The organism is Paracoccus sp. DMF-8, assembly GCF_029309835.1.
Classification (GTDB): domain Bacteria; phylum Pseudomonadota; class Alphaproteobacteria; order Rhodobacterales; family Rhodobacteraceae; genus Paracoccus.
In genome coordinates, this window is sequence record NZ_JARJHL010000010.1 from 213,412 (window position 1) to 237,153 (window position 23,742).

Here is a 23,742-nt window from a genome sequence, read left to right on the forward strand (position 1 = left end):
GACTTCCGAGGCCGCGCAATGAGCGCGCCGGGCAAGCCCTCTGACCACGGCGACGCAGCACCGCCGCCGATGAACATGTCGACCTGGTCGATCCGCCATCCGGTCCCGCCGATGGCAATCTTTCTGGTGCTGGTGGTGCTGGGGCTGATGAGCTTTCGCAGCCTGCCGGTCACGGCCATGCCGAATATCGACCTGCCCTTTGTCAGCGTCAGCGTCTCGCAGCCCGGCGCGGCACCCGCCGAACTGATCAGGCAGGTCATCCAGCCGATCGAGGATTCGATCGCCAATGTCACGGGCGTCCGCCACATCACCTCGACCGCGACGGATAGCGCGGCCACGCTGAGCATCGAATTCGAGCTGGAAACCGACACCGACCGGGCGGTGAATGACATCAAGGACGCGGTCGCGAATGTCCGTCAGGATCTGCCCGAATCGATCCTGGAACCCGTCGTCAAGCGCATTGATGTCGAAGGCATGCCGATCCTGACCTATGCCGTCAGCGAACCCGACATGACCATCGAGGAATTGTCGAAATTCGTCGATGACGTGATCGGCCGCGACCTGTCCACGGCCGAAGGCGTGGCCAGCACGACCCGCATCGGGGGCGCGGATCGCCAGATCAATGTCGAACTGGACCCCGACCGCATTCAGGCGATGGGGCTGACGGCGGCGGATGTTTCGGACCAGCTCCGGGCGCGCAATATCGACCTTGGCGGCGGGCGTGGCGATCTGGCGCGCACGGAATATTCGATCCGCGCGCTTGGTTCCGCGACCTCGGTTCAGGCGCTGGCCGCCGCCCCGATCACGGTCGCGGAAAACCGGACGGTGCGTCTGGACCAGCTTGGCGGCGTCACGGATGGCGGCAGCGAGGAACGCGGCTTTGCCCTGCTGGACGGCAGCCCGGTCGTGGCTTTCGCGGTCTATCGCGCCTCGGGGAAATCGGATCTGGTCGCGGGCGACAATGCCAAGGCGCGGCTGGCGGCGATTGCCGAACGCTACCCCTCGGTCCGGATCGACCTGATCGACGATGCCACGACCTACACGCTCAGCAGCTACCACTCGACGATGGAGACGCTGTATGAAGGCGCGGCGCTGGCTGTCATCGTGGTCTTTCTGTTCCTGCGCAACTGGCGCGCGACGCTGATCGCCGCCGTCGCGCTGCCCCTGTCGATCATCCCGACGTTTTTCGTGATGGAATGGCTGGGTTTCACGCTGAACGGCATCAGCCTGCTGGCGATCACGCTGGTCACCGGGATTCTGGTCGATGACGCCATCGTGGAAATCGAAAACATCGACCGCCATATCCAGATGGGTCTGCCCGCCTATGAGGCGAGCGAGGAAGCCGCCAGCGAAATCGGCCTGACAGTCATCGCCATCAGCTTTTCCATCGTCGCGGTCTTTGCGCCGGTCGGGCTGATGGGCGGAATTCCGGGGCAGTATTTCAAGCAGTTCGGTCTGACTGTCGCGGTTTCCGTGCTGTTTTCGCTGCTGGTCGCGCGCACCATCACGCCGATGATGGGCGCCTATCTGATGCGCGACGGCAAACACACCGAACCGCAGGACGGTTTCATCATGCGCCGGCTGATGGCGGTGCAGCGCTGGACGATGCGCCACCGCTGGCTGACGCTGCTGTTCGGGTTCATGGTCTTTGCCGTCTCGATTTTCTCGGCGACCTTGCTGCCCACCGAATTCCTGCCCGCCAGCGATGTCGGCCGCAGCCAGATCCGGGTCGAACTGCCCCCCGGTGCCACCATCGAAGAGGCCGAGGATACCGGCCGCGACCTCTCGCGCCGCATTCTGGCGGTGGATGACGAAATCCGTTCGGTTTTCGTGATCGGCGGGGACGGGGATATCAACGTCTCGCGTTTCATGGTGAATTACGGGCCGAAAAAGGAACGCGAACGTTCGAGCTTCGCGATCGAGGCCGACCTGCAGGCCGCGCTGGACCGGATCCCCGACCTGCGCGTGAATTTCCAGAACGAAGCGGGTCAGAATGATTTCGCCATTACCGTTCTGGGCGACACGCAGGATTCGGCGGCCGAGGCGGCGGACCGGCTGGTCCAGGTCATGCGCACCCTGCCGACGCTGAAAGGCGTGACATCATCGGCCAGCCTGTTGCGTCCCGAAGTGCAGATCACGCCGCGCCCGGAACTGGCCGCGCAACTGGGCGTCAGCGCCGCGCAACTGGCCACGACCATGCGCATCGCGACCATCGGCGACACGGAATCGAATCTGGCGAAATTCAACGCGGGGGATGAACAGATCCCCATCGTCGTGCGCCTGAACGAACAGGCGCGGATGGATCTGACCCAGCTTGAAAACCTGCGCCTGCCCGGTGCCAATGGTCAGGTGCCGCTGCTCGCGGTGGCCGCTGTCGATATCGCGGCGGGCGCCAGCCAGATCGGGCGCTACGACCGGCGCTTCAGCACGACGGTTTCCGCAAACCTTGCCGATGGCGCCCTGCTTGGCCCGGTCAATGCGCAGGTGCTGGAGTTGCAGGGCGAGCTGGAACTGCCCGAAGGCACCGAGATCCGCCCCGCCGCCGATGCGGAAATCATGGGCGAGGTGTTCGAAAGTTTCTCGACCGCGATGCTGATGGGCGCGATGCTGGTCTATGTCGTGCTGGTCTTGCTGTTTCACAATTTCGTCACGCCGGTCAGCATCGTCCTGTCGCTGCCCTTGGCGATCGGTGGGGCGATCATTGCGCTGGCGCTGACCAATAACGCGATTTCCATGTCGGTGGTCATCGGCTTTCTGATGCTGATGGGGATCGTGACCAAGAACGCGATCATGCTGGTCGAATTCGCGCTGAGTGCCATCGACGCGGGCGTGCCGAAAGGTCAGGCGATTCTGGATGCCGTCCACAAACGCGCCCGCCCCATTGTCATGACGACCATCGCGATGACGGCGGGCATGGTGCCATCCGCCATCGGCACGGGCGAGGGCAGCGAGTTCAGTTCCCCCATGGCCATCGCCGTGATCGGCGGGCTGATCCTGTCGACGCTGCTGTCCTTGCTGTTCGTGCCTTCGCTGTTTTCGCTGATCCATGGCGGACAGCAGCGCATCGGGCGCTGGCTGGCGGACGGGGTCGGGATCAACAGCCCGCGCGGGCACTAGCCGTCAGGGCAGGGGTTTTTCTTCAAGGAGCAGGTGCAACAGATCGTCCAACGTGGCAATGCGTGTAAAAAGCGACCGGGGTGCCGTGCGCAAGTTCGGGCGCTCTGCCTTGTGACCCTCGCTATTGCCCTTTGTGTGCTTGGCAACGCCAAGACGTTCCGGGTTCAAACTGCTGACATCCAGCCACAGATAGTGGTTGGCGGTCAGGTCATCATTGACGACAATCCAGATGACGCATCCGGCAGCACGATCAAACAGCCGTCTATGAATCGTTTGACGGGCGGTTTTCGCGCTGACCCGGCTTGCCTTGAGTTGAATGTGCCGGGTGATCCTGCCGACGCTCAACACCATGTCGAAGCCGCCAGCATCGAATTCAGAATGCAGGATTTCGGCGTCATATATTTCCATTTGCCATAACCGGCGAAGAATTTCGCCGGTTATGATATGCTCCAGGATCGTCTCGCGTAGTGAAGAATGCAGCGAGTGTGGATCGCTCATCCTCAGGCCAGCATGCCGACCGGATTTTCCAGGTTTTCGACAATCGCCTGCAGCAGTTGCGCCCCAAGCGCGCCGTCGATGACGCGGTGATCGACCGACAGGGTCATCGACATGACATTGCGGATGACGATCTCGCCGCCCTCGACGACCGGGGTCTGGATGCCCGCACCCACGGCCAGAATGGCGCCATGCGGCGGATTGATGACCGCGTCGAAATTTTCGATCCCGAACATGCCGAGGTTGGAAATCGCAAAGCTGCCGCCCTGATATTCGTGGGGCGCAAGCTTTTTGGTTTTCGCGCGGGTCGCCAGATCCTTCATTTCCGCCGACAGGGCCGACAGCGATTTGATCTGCGCATCCTTCAGAACCGGGGTGAACAGCCCGCCTTCAATGGCGACGGCCACGGCGACATCCGAGGGCTTCAGCTTGACGATCCGGTCACCTGCCCAGACCGCATTCGCATCCGGCACGGCTTGCAGGGCCAGCGCGCAGGCCTTGATGATGAAGTCGTTGACCGACAGCTTGACCCCGCGCGTTTCCAGCTGCTTGTTCAGCGTGGCGCGGAACTTCATCAGCTCATCCAGCTTGGCCGAACGGCGCAGGTAGAAATGCGGGATGGTCTGCTTGGCCTCGGACAGGCGGGCGGCGATGGTGCGGCGCATGCCGTCCAGTTGCACGACCTCGTGATCGCGATCCGCATACATCTTGAGCACCGTTTCCGCCGAAGGCCCTGCGGGCGCGGCGGCAGGTGCCGCAGCGGCGGGGGCCGCCGCAGCCGGGGCGGCTGCCGGTTTCGCCGCGCCGGGTGTCGCGCCTTCGACATCGGCCTTGACGATACGGCCATGCGGGCCGGAACCCTGAATGGACGACAGGTCGATGCCCTTGTCGGCCGCGATGCGACGGGCCGAGGGCGAGGCAAAGACGCGCCCGCCATCAGCCGATTTGGGCGCAGCCGGGGCAGGGGCCGCAGCAGCAGGCGCGGGCGCTGCTGCGGGTGCTGCTTCGGCTTTTGCCGCCGGCGCCGGGGCGGCGGATTTGGGGGCCGCGCCGATGTCATCTGCGCTTTCGCCTTCCTCCAGCAGGACGGCAATCGCGGTGTTGACCTTGACGCCTTGGGTGCCCTCGGCAATCAGGATCTTGCCGAGGGTGCCCTCATCCACGGCCTCGAATTCCATCGTGGCCTTGTCGGTTTCGATTTCGGCAAGGATATCGCCGGATTTGACGGTATCGCCCTCTTTGACCAGCCATTTGGCCAGCGTGCCTTCCTCCATCGTGGGGGACAGCGCGGGCATCAGGATTTCTGTCGGCATGGCGCTTGCTCCTTAACGATAGGTGACTTTTTTCACGGCCTCGACCACCTCGGGGGCGGTGATCAGCGCGTGTTTTTCAAGGTTCGCGGCATAGGGCATGGGGACGTCCTTGCCGGTGCAGTTGATCACGGGCGCATCCAGATAATCGAAGGCGTTTTCCATGATATAGGCCGACAGGTGGTTGCCGATCGAACAGACCGGGAAGCCTTCCTCGACCGTCACGCAGCGGTTGGTGCGCTGGACCGATTCGATGACGGTGGCGTAGTCGATCGGGCGCAGGGTGCGCAGGTCGATGACCTCGGCCTCGATCCCGTCTTCGGCCAGTTTTTCCGCCGCATCCAGCGCATGGGTCATGCCGATGCCAAAGCTGACGATGGTGACATCCTTGCCCGGACGCACGATTTTCGCCTTGCCGAAGGGGATGGTGAAATCGTCCATATCCGGCACCTCGAACGAGCGGCCGTAAAGGATTTCATTCTCAAGAAAGACGACTGGGTTGTTGTCGCGGATCGCGGTTTTCAGCAGGCCTTTGGCGTCGGCCGCCGAATAGGGCATCACCACTTTCAGGCCGGGGATCTGGGCATACCATGCCGCGTAATCCTGGCTGTGCTGGGCGCCGACGCGGGCGGCGGCACCGTTCGGGCCGCGAAAGACCATGGGCGAACCCATCTGGCCGCCCGACATATACAGGGTTTTCGCCGCCGAGTTCAGGATGTGGTCAATCGCCTGCATGGCGAAGTTGAAGGTCATGAATTCGACGATGGGACGCAGCCCGCCCCATGACGCGCCGGTGCCGATCCCGGCAAAGCCCATTTCGCTGATCGGCGTATCGACGACGCGACGGGGGCCGAATTTTTCCAGAAGGCCCTGAGAAATCTTGTAGGCGCCCTGATATTCGCCGACCTCTTCGCCCATGATGAAGACGGTTTCGTCCCGCTCCATTTCCTCGGTCATCGCTTCGCGCAGGGCTTCGCGGACGGTCATGGTTTTCATCGGCGTGCCTTCGGGCCAGTCGGGGGACTGGTCGGGGGCGGGGGCCGATGGTGCGGCGGCCTGTGCGGGGGCGGGTGCCGGTTCGGCGGCGGATGGTGCAGCAGCTTCGGCCTTCGGCGCGGGCGCGGCATCAGCCGATTCGCCTTCCTCGACCAGCACGGCAATGGCGGTGTTCACCTTGACGCCCTGCGTGCCCTCGGCGACCAGCAGGCGGCCGACGATGCCTTCGTCCACGGCCTCGAATTCCATCGTGGCCTTGTCGGTTTCGATCTCGGCCAGAATGTCGCCGGATTTGACGGTGTCGCCTTCTTTCACCAGCCATTTGGCCAGCGTGCCTTCCTCCATCGTCGGGGACAGGGCGGGCATGAGAATTTCGGTTGCCATATGTCTGTCTCCTCGCTCAGGCGGTCGTTTCGGCGCTGGTTTCTGCGGCGTAGATATCGGTCCAAAGCTCGTCCAGCGCGGGCTCTGGCGATTCCTTGGCGAATTCGGCGGAATCGTTGACGATGTCCTTGATTTCCTTGTCGATCGCTTTCAGATCGTCTTCGGTCGCATGGTTGCCTTGCAGCAGCAGTTCGCGGACATGTTCGATGGCGTCGCGTTCGTCGCGCATCTTTTGCACCTCTTCGCGGGTGCGGTATTTCGCCGGGTCGGACATCGAATGGCCGCGATAGCGATAGGTCATCACTTCCAGAATATAGGGGCCCTTGCCCGCGCGGCAGTGCGCCACGGCCTTTTCGCCCGCCGCCTTGACGGCCAGAACGTCCATGCCGTCAACCTGTTCGCCGGGGATGCCGAAGGCCTCGCCGCGCCCGAACAGCGTCGTCGACTTGGTCGACCGCTTCATCGAGGTGCCCATGGCATATTGGTTGTTTTCGATGACGAAAATCACCGGCAATTCCCACAGCTCGGCCATGTTGTAGGTCTCATAGACCTGTCCCTGGTTGGACGCGCCGTCGCCGAAATAGGTGAATGTGACGTTGTCATTGCCCAGATATTTGTCGGCGAAGGCCAGGCCCGCACCAAGCGGCACCTGCGCGCCGACGATGCCATGGCCGCCGTAGAAATGTTTCTCTTTCGAGAACATATGCATCGAGCCGCCCTTGCCCTTTGAATAGCCGCCCTCGCGCCCGGTCAGTTCGGCCATGACGCCGCGCGCATCCATGCCGCAGGCCAGCATATGGCCGTGATCGCGGTAGCTGGTGATGCGCTTGTCGCCTTCCTTGGCGGCGGCTTCCAGCCCGACGACGACGGCCTCTTGCCCGATATACAGGTGGCAAAAGCCCCCGATCAGGCCCATCCCGTAGAGCTGACCCGCCTTTTCTTCGAAGCGGCGGATCAACAGCATGTCGCGATAGTATTTCAGCAACTCGTCCTTGGACACGTTGGATGTGCTCTGCTTCGCTGCAGGCTTTCTGACCATAAGGGCCTCCTCCGGGGCGAAATGAATATAGTTCAGCGTTAAACTAATTCTATGGCAAGCAATCGGGGGAAGTAAACCGGCCATCTGCAATCCGCGGCCGACATGCCGCAGGAAAACGCGCATGCGCGGTCAGGGCGCGCGCGACTGCCCGTTTCGCCGGCGTTTCGCGGGTGGTGGGGGTCAGCGGATGACGATTTCGTCGGCGCGGATCACGCCCAGCACGGCGCGGGCGCGTTCGTCCAGCAGGTCGATGTCCAGAAATTCGTCGGACAGGCGTTTCGTCAGATTCGACATCTGGTCGACCTCGGCCTGCAGCCGGTCGCGTTCGGCCTTGAGATCCTGGGTTTCGGACTGCAACTGCACCCGGCGCAGGATGCCCGAAGGCCCCTGCACGGCGGCAAAGGCGAAATACAGCCCGGCGGCCAGCATCAGGATAAAGAACACGATCGCACTGATCGAGAGGCGTTGGGACATGTGCTGCTCATTCTTTTGCGGCGATCATGCCATATCCCCCGCGCTTAGGGAATCCCTGTTGATGCGCGGTCAGGCCGCCGTGACCAGCAGGTCCTGCAAGACCAGCGCCATGACGCGGGCGCTGTCGATCATGTCCTGCACCCCGATCCATTCGTCGGGCTGATGGGCCAGCGACAGGATGCCCGGCCCGTAGGCGATGCAGTTGTGCAGCTTGCCGATGCGGTCAATGTGTTTCTGGTCATAGGTGCCGGGGCTGACGACATAGCGCGCCTGTCGTCCCAGCACGCGCCGAATGGCGGCGGCGGTGGTCGTCACGACGGGGGCGTCGCGGTCGGTCATTACCGGCTGGACCTCGAACAGGTCGCGGATTTCATAGGAAAATCCGGGGCGGGTGGCGCGGATGCGGTCCAGCAGGCCGGCGATTTCGGCTTTGACGGTGGCGATGTCTTCCTCGATCAGAAAGCGGCGGTCGATGGTGATGCGGCAGCGGTCGGGGACGCAGGGCGCGGGCAGGCCGGTAAAGCCCTCGGGCGGTTCCGACGCGCCGCCGTGGATCGCGTTGATGTTCAGGGTCGATGACCGCGCGCCTTCCGGGATCACCGGCATTTCGGTGCGCTTCGCGGCCAGCAGCGGCCACAGGCTGCGTTCCATTTCATCCAGAACGGCGCCCATGTGACGGACCGCGCAATCGCCCAGAAAGGGCATCGAGCCATGGGCGATGCGCCCCTGCGTTTCGATTTCCGCCCACCAGACGCCGCGATGGCCCAGACATATCTGGTCCTTGTGCAGGGGTTCGGGGATGATGACGTGATCGACATGGGCGAAATCGCCGCGCGCGGCCAGCCAGGCGACGCCGCCGAAACCGCCCGATTCCTCATCCGCCGTGGCGCTGATTTCGATGCTGCCCGCGTGATCGGGGTGGGCGGCGACGAACGCCTCGGCCGCGATGATGCTGGCGGCCAGCCCGCCCTTCATGTCGCAGGCGCCCCGGCCATAAATCCGGTCATCGACCAGTTCTGCGCCAAAGGGATCGCGGGTCCAGCCGTGGCCGACCTCGACCACGTCATGGTGGCTGTTGAAATGCACGCAGGGGCCGGGGCGGGGCCCACGGTGCCGGGCGATCAGGTTCCAGCGCGGATATTCGGCGCAATCGCCGGGCGTTCCGGTGGCGCGCAGCAATTCGCATTCCCAGCCCTGCGCCGCCATCCGCGCCTGCAGGAATTCGCAGATCTGCAGATAGTTGCGTCCCGGCGGGTTCAGCGTCGGAATGCGGATCAGATCCTGCGTCAGCCGGATCAGGTCGCCGCGCCGCTCTGCGATCAGCGGGGTCAGGGTGTCGGGAAAATCATCGCTCATGCGGTCAGGCTAACCTTGCGCAGCTGGCCCGGCAACGCAGATTTCCGCGCCTGCCAACTTGCGGTGTCCCCCCGCCACGCGCCATGTTGCAAAGAAGGGCGCCGTTTCGGCGCGAGTGCGATTCGCAGGGTGGTGGAGCGGCGGATGGCTGCGTTATTCAGGCTGGGACTGGTCATCTTGCTGATCGAGGCGATCTTTTTCGTCCTGATCTGGCTATACATGCACAGCACCCGCCGCAGATCGCTGGAAAGGGAATGGGACCGCAGGCACCCCGACCGCAGGGGCCATTCCGCCGAACGGCGGGAATTCGTCCGCCGCGCGATGTCGGGTTATGGCGGGCGCATCCGCATACCCTTGTTTCTGCTGGTCATCGTGGTGCCTTTCGTCACGATTTCGACCATCATCATTTTCGTCAACTATCGCTGAACAGGAACCGGGATGCGTTATTTTATGACAGGGCTGGGCGTGGCTTTCGGCATCGCCGTCTTCTTGTTTCTGGATTACGCGCTGCCGTCGAAACAGACGGTGCGGATCGCGAACACCTATAACCGCCAGATCGAGATCGGCGCGAACGGCATCTTTTTCGCCGCCGACGATACCGGTACGGCGCAGAACACCACCGGGCGGCGTGACGTTCTGTTCATCGACGTGGTGCGTCCGAACGGCAAGGTCCGGGTTTACCGCAACGAGGATACGGGCTGGGTCTGGCCGCCCTATTTCAAATACAACAGCTCGACCCTGCAGGGCCGGGCGGCGGATCTGGTCTCGAACCGCAATGATCCGCTGTGGGTGTCGGTCACGTCCTATGGCTGGCGGATCGACTGGCTGTCGGTCTATCCCAATGCCGTGTCGATCAGGCAGGTCGACGGCCCGGATGCGCGGCCCGTCAACTGGGGCGCGCAGATCGTGCTGGTGGTGATCGGGCTGCTGCTGGTGCTGATCTGGCGGATGTGGAACCAGTTCCGCGAACGCACCATCGACCCGGCCGCGCGGTCCATTGATCAGGCATGGGACCGCGCCGACGCCCGCGCCGACCGGGCAAGGGGCCGGATCGGGCGTTGGTGGGCCGGGCTGACGGGGCGCAAATGACCCGGCCGCACATCCGCAAGGCCCGGCTTGCCGTGCCGGGCCGCTGCGTCTAGGCTTTTCGCAACCCGGGCAAGGCGCGATCCATGAGCACCGAAACACGAAATCCGGGCACCGGTTTCCAGCCCGACTGGTTCGACCAGATCCGAATCAACACGCCTGCGGTCGAACGCCGCGCCTCCAGCCTGACGGCGCGGCGCAGCCTGAAAAAGGAATGGCAGGTCGCGTGGTTGCTGAATGCGGTGCGCTGCATCGACCTGACGACCCTGTCGGGCGATGACACCGATGACCGCGTGGCCCGGCTGTGCGCCAAGGCGCGCCAGCCGATTGCGCCCGAACTGCTGGAGGCGCTTGGCGTCACCGGCCTGACCACCGGCGCGGTCTGCGTTTACCCGACGATGGTCGCGGCGGCGAAACGCGCGCTTCAGGGCACCGATATCCCCGTGGCCAGCGTCGCGACCGGCTTTCCCGCCGGGCTGATGCCGCTGGATCTGCGGCTGGCTGAAATCCGCTATGCCGTCGATCAGGGCGCGGATGAGATCGACATCGTGATTTCGCGCGGCCTTGCCCTGCGCGGCGAATGGTCGGCGCTTTACGATGAAATCCGCGCCATGCGCGAGGCCTGCGGGGCGGCGCGGATGAAGACGATCCTGGCCACCGGAGAGCTGAAGACCCTGGAAAACGTCGCCCGCGCCAGCCATGTCGCGATGCAGGCCGGGGCGGATTACATCAAGACCTCGACCGGCAAGGAACCCGTCAACGCGACCCTGCCGGTCAGTCTGGTCATGTTGCGCGCGATCCGCGACTATCGCGCGCAATCGGGCCATATCGTCGGCTTCAAACCGGCGGGCGGGCTGAAAACCGCGAAAGATGCGCTGAACTGGCAGGTGATGATGCTGGAAGAACTGGGCCGCGACTGGCTGGCCCCGGATCTGTTCCGCATCGGTGCCTCGTCGCTGCTTGGCGATATTGAAAGACAGGTCTCGCATCATGTCACCGGGCGCTACGCCGCCTCTTATCGACTGGCTGCGGGCTGACGGGAACAAGGGCTGATATCATGCCAAGCGTGAGCGGGATCATGGAAACGATGGAATACGGCCCCTCGGTCGAGGATGCGGGCGCGGTGCGCGCATGGCTGGCCGCGCGCGGCGATTTCGGCCATTTCATCGGCGGCGCCTTTACCGCGCCAGTCGGGCCGTTCGCGGTCATCGACCCGGCCAGCGGGGCCGTGCTGGCGCAGGTGTCGCAGGGCAGCGCCGATGATGTCGCCCGCGCCGTCCGCGCCGCGCGCAAGGCGCAACCGAAATGGGCGGCGCTGTCCGGGCATGAACGGGCGCGGTTCCTGTATGCGATTGCGCGGGTGATCCAGAAACGCGAACGGTTTCTGTCGGTGCTGGAAACCCTGAACAACGGCAAGCCGATCCGCGAAAGCCGCGATATCGACGTGCCGCTGGTCGTGCGCCATTTCTATCACCACGCCGGTTGGGCGGAATTGCGCGACAGCGAATTTCCCGGCCACACGTCGCTTGGCGTCTGCGCGCAGGTGATTCCGTGGAATTTCCCGCTGCTGATGCTGGCCTGGAAAATCGCGCCCGCGCTGGCTGCGGGCAATACCGTCGTGCTGAAGCCCGCCGAATTCACCCCCCTGACCGCGCTGGCCTTTGCCGAGATCTGCGCCGAGGTCGGCCTGCCTGCGGGCGTCGTCAATATCGTCACCGGCGATGGGGAAACCGGCGAATTGCTGGTCTCCGCCGATGTGGACAAGGTGGCATTCACCGGCTCGACCGAGGTGGGCCGGGCGATTGCCCGCGCCACGGCGGGCAGCGCCAAGCGGCTGACGCTGGAACTGGGCGGCAAGTCGCCGTTCATCGTCATGCCCGACGCCGATCTGGATGCCGCCGTCGAGGGCGTCGTCGATCTGATCTGGTTCAATCAGGGACAGGTCTGTTGCGCGGGGTCGCGGATTCTGGTCGCGGAATCGGTCTCGGCGCGGTTCGAAAGGCTGCTGTGCGCGCGGATGGAACGGTTGCGGGTCGGCGCGCCGCTGGACAAATCCACCGATGTCGGGGCCATCGTTCATCCGATCCAAAAGGCCCGCATCCTGTCGATTTGCGACCGTGCGGTCGCGGCGGGTGCTGAACTGGTCGGCGGCGCGGCAGAGGAGGGCTGTTTCATCGCGCCCGGCTATCTGCGCAACATCGCCCCGGCAAACCCCGGCATGTCCGAGGAAATCTTTGGCCCGATCGCGACCCTGTCCACGTTCCGCACTCCGGACGAAGCCGCCGATCTGGCCAACAACACCCGCTACGGCCTTGCCGCCAGCATCTGGTCGGAAAGCGCGACCGTCGCGACCGATATGGCCGCGCGGGTCAGGGCGGGCGTGGTCTGGGTGAATTGCGCCAATATCTTCGATGCCGCCGCGCCCTTTGGCGGGGTGCGTGAAAGCGGTTACGGTCGCGAAGGCGGGCGCGCGGGGATGCTGGATTATCTGGCCGCGCCCAAGGTCCGCGAAAAGCGCGACCCCGCCCCGAAACCGATTTCCGCGCTGCCCGAAGGTTACGGCACGCCGGGCCAGATCGACCGCACGCCGAAACTGTATATCGGCGGCGCGCAGAAGCGCCCTGATGGCGGCGCCAGCTATCAGGCGCAGGGCGCGCTGATCCCGCTTGGCAGCCGCAAGGACATCCGCAACGCGGTCGAGGCCGCCCATGCAGGCCGCGCCAAATGGCTGGGGCTGGGCGCGCATGGCCGCGCGCAGGTGCTGTATTTCATCGCCGAAAACCTGTCGCAGCGCCACCGCGAATTCGCCGCCCTGACATCGGAATCCGAGGTCGATACCGCGATCCGCCGCTGCTTTTTCTACGCGGGCTTTGCCGATAAATTCGACGGCACGACCATCGCGGCCAGGCCCGGCCATCTGGTCCATGTCCAGCCGGAACCGCATGGGGTGATGGGGATCGCCTGCCCGAATGGCTCGGGTCTGGCGGGGTTCCTGTCGCTGGTCCTGCCCGCGATCGCTGTGGGCAATACCGTGGTCGCTGTGGCGTCGCAGTCGAACCCGCTGGCGGCGCTGATGCTGTATCAGGTGCTGGATACATCGGACGTGCCGGGGGGCGTGGTGAATATCGTGACCGGCGCGCGCGATCCCCTGATCGCGGAACTGGCCGCGCATGACGACGTGCAGGCGATCTGGTACAGCGGCGCGGGGCTGGAGGCGGTGCAGATGGCGGCGGCCGAAACCGTCAAGCCGGTCTGGGCCGTGCCCGCCCATGACTGGCAGCGCGAGGCTGCGCAGGGCCGGGCATTCCTGCGTCACGCCAGCCGCGACAAGACGATCTGGCTGCCCTATGGCGCCTTGCCCGCCGGGACCGGCAGCACCAGCTATTGATGGCTGATGGCTGATGGCTGATGGCTGATGGCTGATGGCTGATGGCTGATCGGCACGGGTTGCCGGGGGCGGCGCGTTGGTCGGGGGCGTCATTCAGGACTTGATTGACCTGTTGGGCGACCCATTTGCGCGACCGTTCGCCCCGTCCACCCGTTACGTCGCGCGGCTGCGTTCGGTCATTCGCGCAGCCAGCGCAGCCCGGCCTCGGTCGTGGTCTGGGGGGTATATTCCGCGCCGACCCAGCCCATATAGCCGGAATCGTCGATTTCGCGGAAAAAGCGGACATAGTCGATATCGCCGTGACGCGGTTCATGCCGGTCGGGGACGCCCGCGATCTGGATATGGCGCACCAGATTTGAATAATGGTGCCATGTCGCCACGACATCGCCGCTGATCAGATGGGCGTGATAGGCGTCGAATTGCAGCCCCAGATTGGGGGCGGCGACCTGTTCGATGATATCCGCCGCCAGCGCATAGCTGTTCAGGAAATAGCCGGGGATATCGCCCGCATTCACGGGTTCGATCACCAGGCTGGCATGGGGCGCGCGGCGACAGGCCCAGGTCAGGTTGTCGATCATCACCTGCCGCGCCTGATCGCCCTGAGCCTTGCCGGACATGATGTGGATATGGCGGACCTTCAGCGCCTCGGCAAAGCGCAGGGCGCGTTCGAAATCGCTGCGGAACCGCGACTGGTTGCCGGGTTCGGCGGCAAAGCCGCGCGGTCCGCCCGCCCAGTTCGGGGGCGGCGTGTTCAGCACGATGAATTCCAGCCCGGCGTCCTGTGCGGCGGCCTTGAGGTCCTTGGTCGCGAGGTCATAGGGAAACAGGATCTCGACCCCGTCAAAGCCCGCGCGCCTGGCGGCGGCAAAGCGTTGCAGCATCGGCAATTCGGTGAACAGATAGGTCAGGCTCGCGGCAAAACGCGCCATGTCAGGGCTCCAATGACATCCAGCCCGAATCCGTGCGGACAGCCAGCCGCCCGTCGGGGGCGGTTTCGGCGATGTCGGCCAGGCGGTAGAAACTCTTGCGGTCGATCAGCGCGTCCAGCCCGGCGCGGACATGGACATAGGGGCGCGGCTGATCGGGGGTGCCGGCAACGCGGATGGGGTTGTCAGCCCCGACCGTCACGCTGTCGCCGACATTGGTGGTGAAGGTGATCCGGGTGCCGTCGATATCCACATCGACGGCCAGAAAGGGCGCATCCTGCACGCGGATGCCGACCTTTTCGACAGGGGTGACCAGAAAGTAACGGTCGCCTTCGCGTTTCAGGATGGTCGAAAACAGCCGCACCATCTGCGGCCGGTTGATCGGCGCGCCTTCGTGGATCCAGCGGCCATCGGCGCGGATTTCCATGTCCATCTCGCCGCAATAGGGGGGATTCCACAGGTGAACCGGGGGCAATCCGCCCTTTCCGGCCTGGCTTGCCGCCTCGGCCAGCGATTTCACGCTTTTGTCAGTCTTGTCGGCCATTCCTTGTGGAGCCTTCTGCCACCTGTCTTTATGCTGTCCTAGAACAGAACAAGGGCATTGTCATGGCCGTGGATGAGAAACTCGTTTCCGATGTCGAGGCGCTGACCAGCCGCCTGACCGAGGCCCGCCAAAGCGTCGAGCGGCGGTTTGTCGGGCAAAAGGCGGTTGTGGAACAGGTGCTTGCGGCGATCCTGTCGGGCGGGCACGCGCTGCTGGTCGGCCAGCCGGGGCTGGGCAAGACGATGCTGGTCGATACGCTGTCGACGGTTCTGGGGCTGGACAGCGCGCGCATCCAGTTCACCCCCGACCTGATGCCCGCCGATATTCTGGGCTCCGAGGTTCTGGACGTGAAATCCGACGGCAGCCGCGCATTCCGGTTCATCGAAGGCCCGGTTTTCACCCAGCTTTTGATGGCGGATGAAATCAACCGCGCCAGCCCGCGCACCCAATCCGCGCTGTTGCAGGCGATGCAGGAAGGCGAGGTCACGATCAGCGGCGAGCACCGCCCGCTTGGCCGTCCCTTTCACGTTCTTGCGACCCAGAACCCGATCGAGCAGGAAGGCACCTATCCGCTGCCCGAGGCGCAGCTTGACCGTTTCCTGTTGCAGGTCGATGTCGATTACCCCGACCGCGACACCGAACGCGACATCCTGATCGCGACCACCGGCACCGAATCCGGTCAGGCTCATGCGGTTTTTGACGCGCAGGGGCTGATTGCGGCGCAGGCGCTGATCCGGCGGATGCCGGTCGGGGAATCGGTGCTGAATGCGATTCTGGATATTGTCCGCGCCGCCCGTCCCGGCGCGCCCGAGGCGCCCGGCTGGACGACCGAGGCGCTGATCTGGGGGCCGGGGCCGCGCGCCGCGCAGGCGCTGATGATGGTGACGCGCGCCCGTGCCGCGCTGCAGGGCCGGTTCGCGCCGACGCTGGACGATGTAACGGCGATGGCCGCGCCGGTGCTGCGCCACCGCATCGCGCTGAGCTTTGCGGCGCGCGCGCAGGGCGACAGCGTCGATGCGATCATCGCGCGCCTGCTGCAAGACCGGATGCAGGCCGCCGCGTGAGTGCGACCGCAGGACCTATGACCGGACAGGCCACCCCCGAACGGCTTCGCGCCCGTGCCGAGGATGCGGCGGCGGGGCTGCCCGCGCTGATGCTGGCCGCGGAACGGCTCAGCACGGCGCTGTCGGCGGGCAGCCACGGCTTGCGCCGCGCCGGTTCGGGCGAGGAGTTCTGGCAATACCGTCCGGCCGCCCCCGGCGACAGCCTGCGCAGCATCGACTGGCGCCGCTCGGCCCGGTCGGATGCGCAATTCGTCCGCGACCGCGAATTGCAGACGGCGCAGGCGGCGGTGGTCTGGGTCTCGGGCGGACAGGGGATGGATTATTCGGGTGCGCCCAATCGCGCCACGAAACGCGACCGCGCCGATCTGCTGGCGCTGGCCATCTCGGTTGCGCTGCTGCGCGGGGGCGAAAGGGTCGGGCTGGCCGGTCAGCCGCCGCGCGCGGGCCGCGCCCAGATCGACCGCATCGCGCAGGGGCTGGTGCTGCGCCCTGATAGCGCGGGGCCGGATGATGATGTGCCCCCGATCCATGCCCTGCGTCCCGGTCAGCGCGTCCTGCTGATTGCCGATTTTCTGGGCGATCCGGCCCCGGTCCTGTCCTATCTGGAACGTGCCGCCGGGATGGGCGTGCGCGGCGCGATCCTGCAGGTGCTTGATCCGGATGAGGAAACATTCCCGTTTTCCGGCGCGGTCCTGTTCCGCACGCTCAGCGGCGCGTCCCGCCATGATACCCGCGATGCCCAAGGGTTGCGCGCGGCCTATCTGAACCGGCTGGCCGAGCGGCGCGAGCTGCTGCGTCAGGCCGCCGCGCGCAGCGGCTGGCATTTCGGCACGCATGACACGGCGAACGCCCCCGCGCAGGCGCTGTTGTGGATCGCTTCGGTGTTGGAGGGCTGATGCTGATCCTGGGTCCTCTTGGCTTCGTGACGCCCTGGCTGCTGGCCGCGCTGGCCGCGCTGCCGGTGCTGTGGATCATCCTGCGCGCGCTGCCGCCTTCGCCGAAACTGGTCGACTTTCCGGGCACGCGGCTGCTGTTGGGGCTGGCCGATCCGAACCCCATCGCGCAGCGCACGCCCTGGTGGCTGTTGCTGCTGCGGCTGCTGGCGATTGCCGCGCTGATCATCGGTTTCGCCGGGCCGGTGTGGAAGCCTTCGGCCGGGCAGGGCACCGACCTGCCGCTGCTGCTCGTCGTCGATGCCGGTTGGGCCAATGCCCCCGGCTGGCCGCAGCTTCAGGCCCGCGCCACCCGCGAAATCGAGGCCGCAGGATCCGCGGGGCGCCCGGTCGCCCTGCTGGTCGCCGATGGCCGCGACGAGGGCGCCTTGCCCTTTGGTCAGGGCACCGATCTGGCGGCGCGGATGCGCGCGGTCCAGCCGGTCTCCTGGGACAGCCGTTATCCCGACGACCCGCAGGCGGCCCTGTCCGGCGCGCCCGGGGGCGGCTTGCGCACGCTCTGGCTGGCCGATGGGCTGGATCATCCGGGCCGCGCCGACTGGCTGGCGGCGCTGTCGACGCGTGGTCCGGTAACGGTGGTGACGCCGCAAGCCGCCGTGCAATCGCTGGAGCTGATCGGCGGCGAAAAGCCCCGGCTGACTTGGCGCGCGACCGGCCCGACCGCCGATCCGGTGATCCGCGCCGTCGGCCCCGATCCGCAGGGCGTGTTGCGCGAACTGGCCCGCCTGACCCCGGCCGAGGCACAAGAGGATGCCGGTATCGTGACCCGCCCCGTGCCCATCGACCTGCCGTCGGAACTGCGCAACCGCATCACCCGCTTTGAAATCGAGGGCCAGCCTTCGGCCGGGGCGGTGGTGCTGGCCGATGACCGCATCCGCCGCCGCAAGGTGGCGCTGGTCGGTGACGACCGCGCATCCGAAGGTCAGGAACTGCTGTCCCCGATGCATTATCTGCGTCAGGCGATCGCGGCGACGAATGACGTCGTTTCGGGCAATATCGGCGATGTCTTGCAGGCTGCGCCGGATGTCATCGTCATCGTCGACCAGACCGACATGCCCGACACGCCCGCGCTGGCCGAATGGGTCGCCGAAGGCGGTCTGCTGATCCGTTTCGCCGGGCCGCGCATGGCCGCCGCGCAGGGGCTGCTGGCCGAACCGCTGCTGCCCCTGCGCCTGCGCGAGGGCGGCCGCGATATCGGCGGCGCGCTGAGCTGGGGTGAACCGCGCGGCATCGCGCCCTTTGACGCGGCGGGGCCTTTCGCGGGGCTGACCATCCCCGAAGACGTCACCATCCGCGCCCAGCTTTTGCCCGAACCGGGGCCGGAACTGGACCGGCATGTCATCGCCCGGCTGAGCGACCAGACGCCGCTGGTCTCGCGCGCCGCGCTGGATCGCGGGCAGTTGGTGCTGTTCCACACCACCGCCAATGCCGAATGGACGAACCTGCCGCTGTCGGGGCTGTTCGTGCAGATGCTGGACCGCTTGGTCCAGAGCGCCCGCGCGCAGGATGCCGCATCCGATCCCGCCTCGGAAACCGAAGTCAGTTTCTGGACGGCAGAAACGGTTCTGGACGGCTTTGGCCGCGCCACGCCCGCAACCGATCTGGCGCCCGTGTCGGGGGCCGATTTCGCGCAGGGTCCGGGGCCGCTTGCGCCGGCGGGCGTCTATACCTCGGGCGAGCGGCGCAGCGCGCTGAATGCGGGCGGTGCCCTGCAACCGGCCGACTGGCCCGGCGCGCTTGTCGAAACGGCGGGGGCGCAGCCGGGCATTGCGCTGCTGCGCTGGCTGATCGCGCTGGCGGCGGTGCTGTTTGCGCTGGATGCGCTTGGCAGCGCGCTGCTGTCGCGGGGTGGCCGTCTGGTCACGAAGGGGGCGCCATGATCCGCCTGCTGCTGGCCATTGCCGTGGTCGTCCTGTCACTGACCGCCCCCCTGCGCGCGCAGGACGGCGACCCCGACCCCCGCCTTGTCCGCGCCGCGGACGAGGTCGCGCTGGCCTATGTCGTGACCGGCGATCCCCGCATCGACGAAGGGTCAGAGGCAGGGCTGCGCGGCCTCTCGGGCGAACTCATCCGGCGCACGACCGTGCGTCCCGGCGAACCCATCGGCATTGATCTGGATCAGGACGACCTATCGCTGCTGACCTTTCTGTATTGGCCGGTAACCGACGACCAGCCCGCGCCCTCGCCGCAGGCCTATGTGCGGCTGAACCATTTCCTGCGCTCGGGCGGGATGATCCTGTTCGACACGCGCGACGGCGACATCGCGGGGCTTGGCGGGCCGGATGGGCAGGCCAGCCTGCAGGCGCTGGCCGCACCGCTGGACATTCTGCCGCTGGCGCCCGTGCCGCATGACCATGTGCTGACCCGCAGCTTTTACCTGTTGCAGGATTTCCCCGGCCGCTGGCAGGGCAATCAGATCTGGGCCGAGGCCCCGCGCGCCGATGCCACGGCGGTCGAGGGCGTGCCCTTTCGCACGCTGAACGACGGCGTGTCCCCGGTCATCATCGGGCCGAATGCCTGGGCCGAGGCATGGGCCGTCGACAGGCGCGGCAATCCGATGTTCACCGTGGGCAGCGGCTTTGACGGCCAGCGCCAGCGCGAAATGGCGATGCGTTTCGGCATCAACCTGATCATGTATGTGCTGACCGGGAACTACAAATCCGATCAGGTCCATGTGCCTGCGCTGCTCGACCGCCTGCGCGGCGAAGAGGGGATACGATGACACGCCTCGGTTTCGATCCGCTGCTGCCCTGGCCGGTGCTGGCTGCGCTGGCGGTGCTGGCGCTGGCCGTGGCGGGATGGGCGGCATGGAACGGGCTGAAGGGCTGGGCCTTTCGCGGTCTGGCGATTCTGGCCGCCGCACTGGCGCTGGCCGTGCCGGTCATCCAGTCGGGGATCCGCTTGGCCCTGTCCGATATCGTCATCCTGCTGGACGACCGCAGCGCCAGCCAGTCGCTGCCGGGCCGGCCCGGTCAGACCGATGCCGCGCTTGACGAGCTGACCGCCCGGATCGAGGCGCTGCCGAACACCGAAATCCGCCGCGTGACGGTCGGTGACGACGATGCGGGCAGCCTGCTGGGGCAGGCGATGACCCGCGCGATCGCCGCCGAACCCGACAGCCGTCTGGCCGGGGTGATCGCGGTCACCGACGGGCTGGCCCATGATCCGGCGATGATCCCCGCGCAGGTTCCGGCGCCCGTCCATGTCCTGCTGACCGGCCAGCCAGCCGATTGGGACCGCCGTCTTGTGATCGAGGAAGCCCCGGCCTTCGCGATCATCGGCCAGCCCGTGACGATCCGCGTCCGGGTGCAGGATCAGGGCGCGGTCCCGGCGGAGATCCAGGGCACGCCCGCGCTGCTCAGCCTGAGTGTCGATGGTCAGGTCGCGCAATCGCTGGCCGCGCCCCCCGACCAGTCGCTGGAATTGCAATTCGTGCCGGAACATGCCGGGCAGAATGTCGTCCGGGTAGGCTTTGCCGCGCCGCAATCGGATCCGGCCGAACTGACCGACCGCAACAATTCCGCCGCCATCCAGATTCAGGGCGTGCGCGACCGGCTGCGGGTGCTGCTGGTGTCGGGCGAACCCCATGCCGGTGAAAGAACATGGCGCAACCTGCTGAAATCCGACACGAATGTAGACCTGATCCATTTCACCATCCTGCGGTCTCCGGACAATATGGACCCCGTGCCGGTCGATGAAATGTCGCTGATCGCCTTTCCGACGCGCGAATTGTTCATGGAGCGGATCAAGGATTTCGACCTGATCATCTTTGACCGCTACAGCGTGCGCGGCATCCTGCCCCCCGAATATTACCTCAATATCCAGCACTATGTCGAAGAAGGCGGGGCGCTGCTGGTCTCTGCCGGGCCGGAAATGGCGACGGTGCAAAGCCTGAACCTCTCGCCTCTGGGCGGCATCCTGCCCGCCATGCCGACGGGGCGGGTGCTGGACGGCGCCTTCCTGCCGCAACTGACCGACGAAGGTCAGCGCCATCCCGTGACCTCCGGCCTGTCCGGCGCACCGACGGGGGCCGAGGGCGAAGACCATTGGGGCCGCTGGCTGCGCATGTCGCAGGCCCGCGCGCGTCCCGGCGCGCAGGTCGTGCTGTCGGGGCGCGACGACCAGCCCCTGCTGGTGCTGGACCGGGTCGGGCAGGGGCGGGTGGCGCAGCTGACCTCGGATCAGGTCTGGCTGTGGGGGCGCGGTTTCGAAGGCGGCGGGCCGCAGCTGGAACTGTTGCGCCGCATTGCCCATTGGTCGATGAAGGAACCCGAACTGGAGGAAGAAACCCTGCTGGCCGATGTCGGGCGCGATCTGCGCGTCACCGTCACCCGCCGCACCATGCAGGACGAGGCCGGGCCGATCACCATCACCGGCCCGGATGGCAGCCAAAGCGAACTGCCCCTGACCGAAGCCGGGCCGGGCCGGTTCACCGCGACATGGCAGGCGCCGGGGCCGGGGATCTACCAGTTGCGCGATGGCGAGGTTTCGCGGGTGCTGGCCCTTGGCCCCGCCGCCCCGCGCGAATTCGAACAGACCGTGGCCGGCGGCGATGCCTTTCGCGCCGTGACCGAGGCGACGCGGGGGGCGATCATGAACCTGTCGGATGGCGTACCTGCGGTGCGCACCGTGCGTCCCGACCGCGACGCCCATGGCGAAGGCATGACCGGCGACTGGATCGCGATCACGCCCCGCGACGCGGCCAGCGTCGCGGGTCTGACCCACCGCCCGCTGCTGCCCGGATGGGCCTGGCTGGCGCTGATCGCCGGTCTGGCGCTGGCCGGATGGCTGTCCGAAGGGCGGGCGCGGCTGCGTGGGGCGCAGGGCTAGCCGCGCATTCCGCCCCCGATTTCCACCCGCGATCCCGCCGCGAAACTTGCCAAGCAAACGCCCCGTTGCTAGGCAGATGAAAATCTTCCGAAAAGGACCGACGATGGCCGCCGACGATATCGCCTATGTGCCCCCGACCGAGGCAGACCCGGGACTGATCAAGCGCATCCTGCCGCATCGCTACCCCTTTCTGCTGGTCGACCGCGTCCGCGACATCGTGCCGGGCCAGTCCTGCGTGGGCATCAAGAATGTCACCTCGAACGAGCCGCATTTCGAAGGCCATTTCCCGCAGGAACCCGTGATGCCGGGCGTGCTGATCATCGAGGCGATGGCGCAATCGGCGGCGGTTCTGGTCGGCGCGACGCTGGATCTGGCCGACAAGGGGATGGGCACCTATTTCATGTCCATCGACAAATGCCGCTTTCGGGCCAAGGTCGTGCCGGGCGACGTGCTGGAACTGCATATGAAAACCCTGCGCGGCGGCGGCAAGATCTGGAAATTCGAAGGCCGCGCCATCGTCAACGGCCAGCTTGCCGCCGAGGCCGAGGTCATGGCCATGCTGAACCGTTCCGACAATGGCTGAGACCCGCATCCACCCCTCGGCCGTGATCGAACCGGGCGCCCAGATCGGCCCCGGCTGCGACATCGGCCCGTTTTGCGTCATCGGCGCGCAGGTCCGGCTTGGCGCGGGCGTCGTGCTGAAATCGCATGTCGTCGTCGCGGGACAGACCTTTATCGGCGATGAAACCGTGGTCTTTCCCTTTGCCTCGGTGGGCGAGGTGCCGCAGGATCTGAAATTCCGCGGCGAAGACACAAGGCTGGAGATCGGCGCGCGCAACCGCATCCGCGAATATGTCACGATGAACCCCGGCACCGAAGGCGGTGGCGGCGTCACCAAAATCGGCGATGACGGGCTGTTCATGGCGGGCAGTCATGTCGCCCATGACTGCGTGATCGGCAACCGCGTGATTTTGGTCAACAATGCCTCGGTCGCGGGGCATTGCCATCTGGAAGACGACGTGATCGTCGGGGGGTTGTCGGGCGTGCATCAATTCGTCCGCATCGGGCGCGGCGCGATGATCGGGGCGGTGACAATGGTCACGGCCGATGTCATCCCCTTTGGTCTGGTGCAGGGTCCGCGCGGCCATCTGGACGGGCTCAATCTGGTCGGGCTGAAGCGGCGCGGGGCCTCGCGCGACGAAATCCACGCCTTGCGCGACATGCTGGGGGAACTGGGCAAGGGGTCGTTCCGCGACACCGCCCGCCACCTGGCCGCAGGCGAACACGGCCCGATGGTGCGCGAGGTGCTGGATTTCATCCTCGGCCCTTCGGACCGCAGCTTTCTGGCGCCCCACCCATGAGCCGCACCGCCGTCATCGCGGGCGAGGGGCTGCTGGCCCCCGCCGTCGTCGGCGCGCTGGACGGCCCCGCCGTCTATGCGCTGGACGGGTTGAACCCGCTGGTTCAGGCCGCGCCCTTTCGGCTGGAGCGGCTGGTGCCTTTTCTGGACAAGCTGGTGGCGGATGGCATCGAACAGGTGGTTTTCGCGGGCGCAATCCGCCGGCCCCGGCTGGAACCCGACCTGTTCGACCCGCAGACCCTGCAGATCGTGCCGCGCATCCTGATGGCCATGCAGACCGGCGATGACGCCGCCCTGCGCGAGGTGCTGGCCGTGTTCGAGGAAAGCGGGCTGCGCGTCCTGTCCGTCGACCAGATCCTGCCCGAACTGGTGCCGCAGGCCGGGGATTCTGGCGGGTGAGCCGTCGGATCGCGACCGCAA

The 23,742-nt window shown here is 66.1% G+C and carries 21 protein-coding genes; 13 read left to right on the top strand and 8 right to left on the bottom strand.

All coding sequences use genetic code 11. From position 1 onward, the window contains the following. Positions 1-18: 18 nt before the first annotated feature. Positions 19-3,117, top strand: a complete 3,099-nt coding sequence (locus tag PE067_RS07990; RefSeq protein ID WP_276188694.1) for an efflux RND transporter permease subunit — start codon at positions 19-21, stop codon at positions 3,115-3,117. Positions 3,118-3,120: 3 nt separating this feature from the next. Here the strand turns inward: PE067_RS07990 and PE067_RS07995 are convergent, their stop codons facing one another. From PE067_RS07995 to PE067_RS08020, 6 genes are all read right to left on the bottom strand, one after another. After that, positions 3,121-3,615: a hypothetical protein gene (locus PE067_RS07995; protein WP_276188696.1), complete on the bottom strand. Its 495-nt coding sequence runs from the start codon at positions 3,613-3,615 to the stop codon at positions 3,121-3,123. Between the two features lie 2 nt (positions 3,616-3,617). Continuing rightward, the gene (locus PE067_RS08000) at positions 3,618-4,925 is read right to left on the bottom strand and encodes a pyruvate dehydrogenase complex dihydrolipoamide acetyltransferase (protein ID WP_276188698.1); all 1,308 of its coding nucleotides are present in this window, start codon (positions 4,923-4,925) and stop codon (positions 3,618-3,620) included. Between the two features lie 12 nt (positions 4,926-4,937). Continuing rightward, a complete protein-coding gene (locus tag PE067_RS08005; RefSeq protein WP_276188700.1) occupies positions 4,938-6,302 on the bottom strand; it encodes a pyruvate dehydrogenase complex E1 component subunit beta in 1,365 nt (454 codons plus the stop codon). Positions 6,303-6,318: 16 nt separating this feature from the next. Beyond that, entirely contained in the window at positions 6,319-7,341 is a 1,023-nt protein-coding gene (pdhA, locus tag PE067_RS08010; protein ID WP_276188702.1) for a pyruvate dehydrogenase (acetyl-transferring) E1 component subunit alpha, read from the bottom strand. Positions 7,342-7,521: 180 nt separating this feature from the next. Then, on the bottom strand, positions 7,522-7,815 hold the full coding sequence (locus tag PE067_RS08015; protein WP_276188704.1) for a septum formation initiator family protein: 294 nt from the start codon (positions 7,813-7,815) through the stop codon (positions 7,522-7,524). A 69-nt stretch (positions 7,816-7,884) separates the two neighbouring features. Then, a complete protein-coding gene (locus tag PE067_RS08020; RefSeq protein WP_276188706.1) occupies positions 7,885-9,171 on the bottom strand; it encodes an acetylornithine deacetylase/succinyl-diaminopimelate desuccinylase family protein in 1,287 nt (428 codons plus the stop codon). 144 nt (positions 9,172-9,315) lie between these two features. Between PE067_RS08020 and PE067_RS08025 the strand changes: the two genes are divergently transcribed. The 4 genes from PE067_RS08025 to PE067_RS08040 all read left to right on the top strand — a co-directional run bounded on the left by PE067_RS08025 (position 9,316) and on the right by PE067_RS08040 (position 13,645). After that, on the top strand, positions 9,316-9,597 hold the full coding sequence (locus PE067_RS08025; RefSeq protein WP_276188708.1) for a hypothetical protein: 282 nt from the start codon (positions 9,316-9,318) through the stop codon (positions 9,595-9,597). Between the two features lie 12 nt (positions 9,598-9,609). After that, the gene (locus tag PE067_RS08030) at positions 9,610-10,260 is read left to right on the top strand and encodes a DUF1523 family protein (protein ID WP_276188710.1); all 651 of its coding nucleotides are present in this window, start codon (positions 9,610-9,612) and stop codon (positions 10,258-10,260) included. An 83-nt stretch (positions 10,261-10,343) separates the two neighbouring features. Next, positions 10,344-11,294 carry a deoxyribose-phosphate aldolase gene (gene deoC / locus PE067_RS08035; RefSeq protein ID WP_276188712.1) on the top strand — a complete coding sequence of 317 codons (951 nt, stop codon included), beginning with the start codon at positions 10,344-10,346 and terminating at the stop codon, positions 11,292-11,294. Positions 11,295-11,314: 20 nt separating this feature from the next. Next, positions 11,315-13,645: an aldehyde dehydrogenase family protein gene (locus PE067_RS08040; protein WP_276188714.1), complete on the top strand. Its 2,331-nt coding sequence runs from the start codon at positions 11,315-11,317 to the stop codon at positions 13,643-13,645. A gap of 176 nt (positions 13,646-13,821) precedes the next feature. On the opposite strand, the gene PE067_RS08045 is transcribed toward PE067_RS08040, so the two are convergent. Together PE067_RS08045 and PE067_RS08050 are read right to left on the bottom strand one after the other, a co-directional pair. Then, positions 13,822-14,574 (bottom strand): TIM barrel protein, encoded by a 753-nt coding sequence (locus PE067_RS08045; RefSeq protein WP_276188716.1) that lies wholly within the window; start codon positions 14,572-14,574, stop codon positions 13,822-13,824. 1 nt (position 14,575) lies between these two features. Then, the gene (locus PE067_RS08050) at positions 14,576-15,115 is read right to left on the bottom strand and encodes a DUF1285 domain-containing protein (RefSeq protein WP_276188718.1); all 540 of its coding nucleotides are present in this window, start codon (positions 15,113-15,115) and stop codon (positions 14,576-14,578) included. 62 nt (positions 15,116-15,177) lie between these two features. Here PE067_RS08050 and PE067_RS08055 point away from each other — a divergent pair, with 62 nt between their 5' ends. From PE067_RS08055 to PE067_RS08085, 8 genes are all read left to right on the top strand, one after another. Further along, positions 15,178-16,179 (top strand): MoxR family ATPase, encoded by a 1,002-nt coding sequence (locus tag PE067_RS08055; protein ID WP_276188720.1) that lies wholly within the window; start codon positions 15,178-15,180, stop codon positions 16,177-16,179. Then, the gene (locus PE067_RS08060) at positions 16,176-17,075 is read left to right on the top strand and encodes a DUF58 domain-containing protein (RefSeq protein WP_276188723.1); all 900 of its coding nucleotides are present in this window, start codon (positions 16,176-16,178) and stop codon (positions 17,073-17,075) included. The genes PE067_RS08055 and PE067_RS08060 overlap by 4 nt, the downstream gene beginning before the upstream one ends. Further along, entirely contained in the window at positions 17,075-19,012 is a 1,938-nt protein-coding gene (locus PE067_RS08065; RefSeq protein ID WP_346429671.1) for a BatA domain-containing protein, read from the top strand. Before PE067_RS08060 ends, PE067_RS08065 begins: the two co-directional genes overlap by 1 nt. Next, positions 19,009-19,854, top strand: coding sequence for a DUF4159 domain-containing protein (locus PE067_RS21835; RefSeq protein WP_346429672.1), 846 nt, complete (start codon positions 19,009-19,011; stop codon positions 19,852-19,854). Before PE067_RS08065 ends, PE067_RS21835 begins: the two co-directional genes overlap by 4 nt. Beyond that, the gene (locus PE067_RS08070) at positions 19,851-21,962 is read left to right on the top strand and encodes a hypothetical protein (protein ID WP_276188724.1); all 2,112 of its coding nucleotides are present in this window, start codon (positions 19,851-19,853) and stop codon (positions 21,960-21,962) included. Before PE067_RS21835 ends, PE067_RS08070 begins: the two co-directional genes overlap by 4 nt. Positions 21,963-22,065: 103 nt before the next feature. Continuing rightward, positions 22,066-22,545 carry a 3-hydroxyacyl-ACP dehydratase FabZ gene (fabZ, locus tag PE067_RS08075; RefSeq protein WP_276188726.1) on the top strand — a complete coding sequence of 160 codons (480 nt, stop codon included), beginning with the start codon at positions 22,066-22,068 and terminating at the stop codon, positions 22,543-22,545. After that, positions 22,538-23,323, top strand: a complete 786-nt coding sequence (gene lpxA / locus PE067_RS08080; protein WP_276188728.1) for an acyl-ACP--UDP-N-acetylglucosamine O-acyltransferase — start codon at positions 22,538-22,540, stop codon at positions 23,321-23,323. Before fabZ ends, lpxA begins: the two co-directional genes overlap by 8 nt. After that, positions 23,320-23,721, top strand: coding sequence for a hypothetical protein (locus tag PE067_RS08085; RefSeq protein ID WP_276188730.1), 402 nt, complete (start codon positions 23,320-23,322; stop codon positions 23,719-23,721). Before lpxA ends, PE067_RS08085 begins: the two co-directional genes overlap by 4 nt. Positions 23,722-23,742 lie beyond the last annotated feature (21 nt).

Bases quoted from the DNA above. Each gene is read 5' to 3' on its own strand.
- PE067_RS07990 (WP_276188694.1), top strand. From the start codon at position 19: ATGAGCGCGCCGGGCAAGCCCTCTGACCACGGCGACGCAGCACCGCCG.
- PE067_RS07995 (WP_276188696.1), bottom strand. From the start codon at position 3,615: ATGAGCGATCCACACTCGCTGCATTCTTCACTACGCGAGACGATCCTG.
- PE067_RS08000 (WP_276188698.1), bottom strand. From the start codon at position 4,925: ATGCCGACAGAAATCCTGATGCCCGCGCTGTCCCCCACGATGGAGGAA.
- PE067_RS08005 (WP_276188700.1), bottom strand. From the start codon at position 6,302: ATGGCAACCGAAATTCTCATGCCCGCCCTGTCCCCGACGATGGAGGAA.
- pdhA (WP_276188702.1), bottom strand. From the start codon at position 7,341: ATGGTCAGAAAGCCTGCAGCGAAGCAGAGCACATCCAACGTGTCCAAG.
- PE067_RS08015 (WP_276188704.1), bottom strand. From the start codon at position 7,815: ATGTCCCAACGCCTCTCGATCAGTGCGATCGTGTTCTTTATCCTGATG.
- PE067_RS08020 (WP_276188706.1), bottom strand. From the start codon at position 9,171: ATGAGCGATGATTTTCCCGACACCCTGACCCCGCTGATCGCAGAGCGG.
- PE067_RS08025 (WP_276188708.1), top strand. From the start codon at position 9,316: ATGGCTGCGTTATTCAGGCTGGGACTGGTCATCTTGCTGATCGAGGCG.
- PE067_RS08030 (WP_276188710.1), top strand. From the start codon at position 9,610: ATGCGTTATTTTATGACAGGGCTGGGCGTGGCTTTCGGCATCGCCGTC.
- deoC (WP_276188712.1), top strand. From the start codon at position 10,344: ATGAGCACCGAAACACGAAATCCGGGCACCGGTTTCCAGCCCGACTGG.
- PE067_RS08040 (WP_276188714.1), top strand. From the start codon at position 11,315: ATGCCAAGCGTGAGCGGGATCATGGAAACGATGGAATACGGCCCCTCG.
- PE067_RS08045 (WP_276188716.1), bottom strand. From the start codon at position 14,574: ATGGCGCGTTTTGCCGCGAGCCTGACCTATCTGTTCACCGAATTGCCG.
- PE067_RS08050 (WP_276188718.1), bottom strand. From the start codon at position 15,115: ATGGCCGACAAGACTGACAAAAGCGTGAAATCGCTGGCCGAGGCGGCA.
- PE067_RS08055 (WP_276188720.1), top strand. From the start codon at position 15,178: ATGGCCGTGGATGAGAAACTCGTTTCCGATGTCGAGGCGCTGACCAGC.
- PE067_RS08065 (WP_346429671.1), top strand. From the start codon at position 17,075: ATGCTGATCCTGGGTCCTCTTGGCTTCGTGACGCCCTGGCTGCTGGCC.
- PE067_RS21835 (WP_346429672.1), top strand. From the start codon at position 19,009: ATGATCCGCCTGCTGCTGGCCATTGCCGTGGTCGTCCTGTCACTGACC.
- PE067_RS08070 (WP_276188724.1), top strand. From the start codon at position 19,851: ATGACACGCCTCGGTTTCGATCCGCTGCTGCCCTGGCCGGTGCTGGCT.
- fabZ (WP_276188726.1), top strand. From the start codon at position 22,066: ATGGCCGCCGACGATATCGCCTATGTGCCCCCGACCGAGGCAGACCCG.
- lpxA (WP_276188728.1), top strand. From the start codon at position 22,538: ATGGCTGAGACCCGCATCCACCCCTCGGCCGTGATCGAACCGGGCGCC.
- PE067_RS08085 (WP_276188730.1), top strand. From the start codon at position 23,320: ATGAGCCGCACCGCCGTCATCGCGGGCGAGGGGCTGCTGGCCCCCGCC.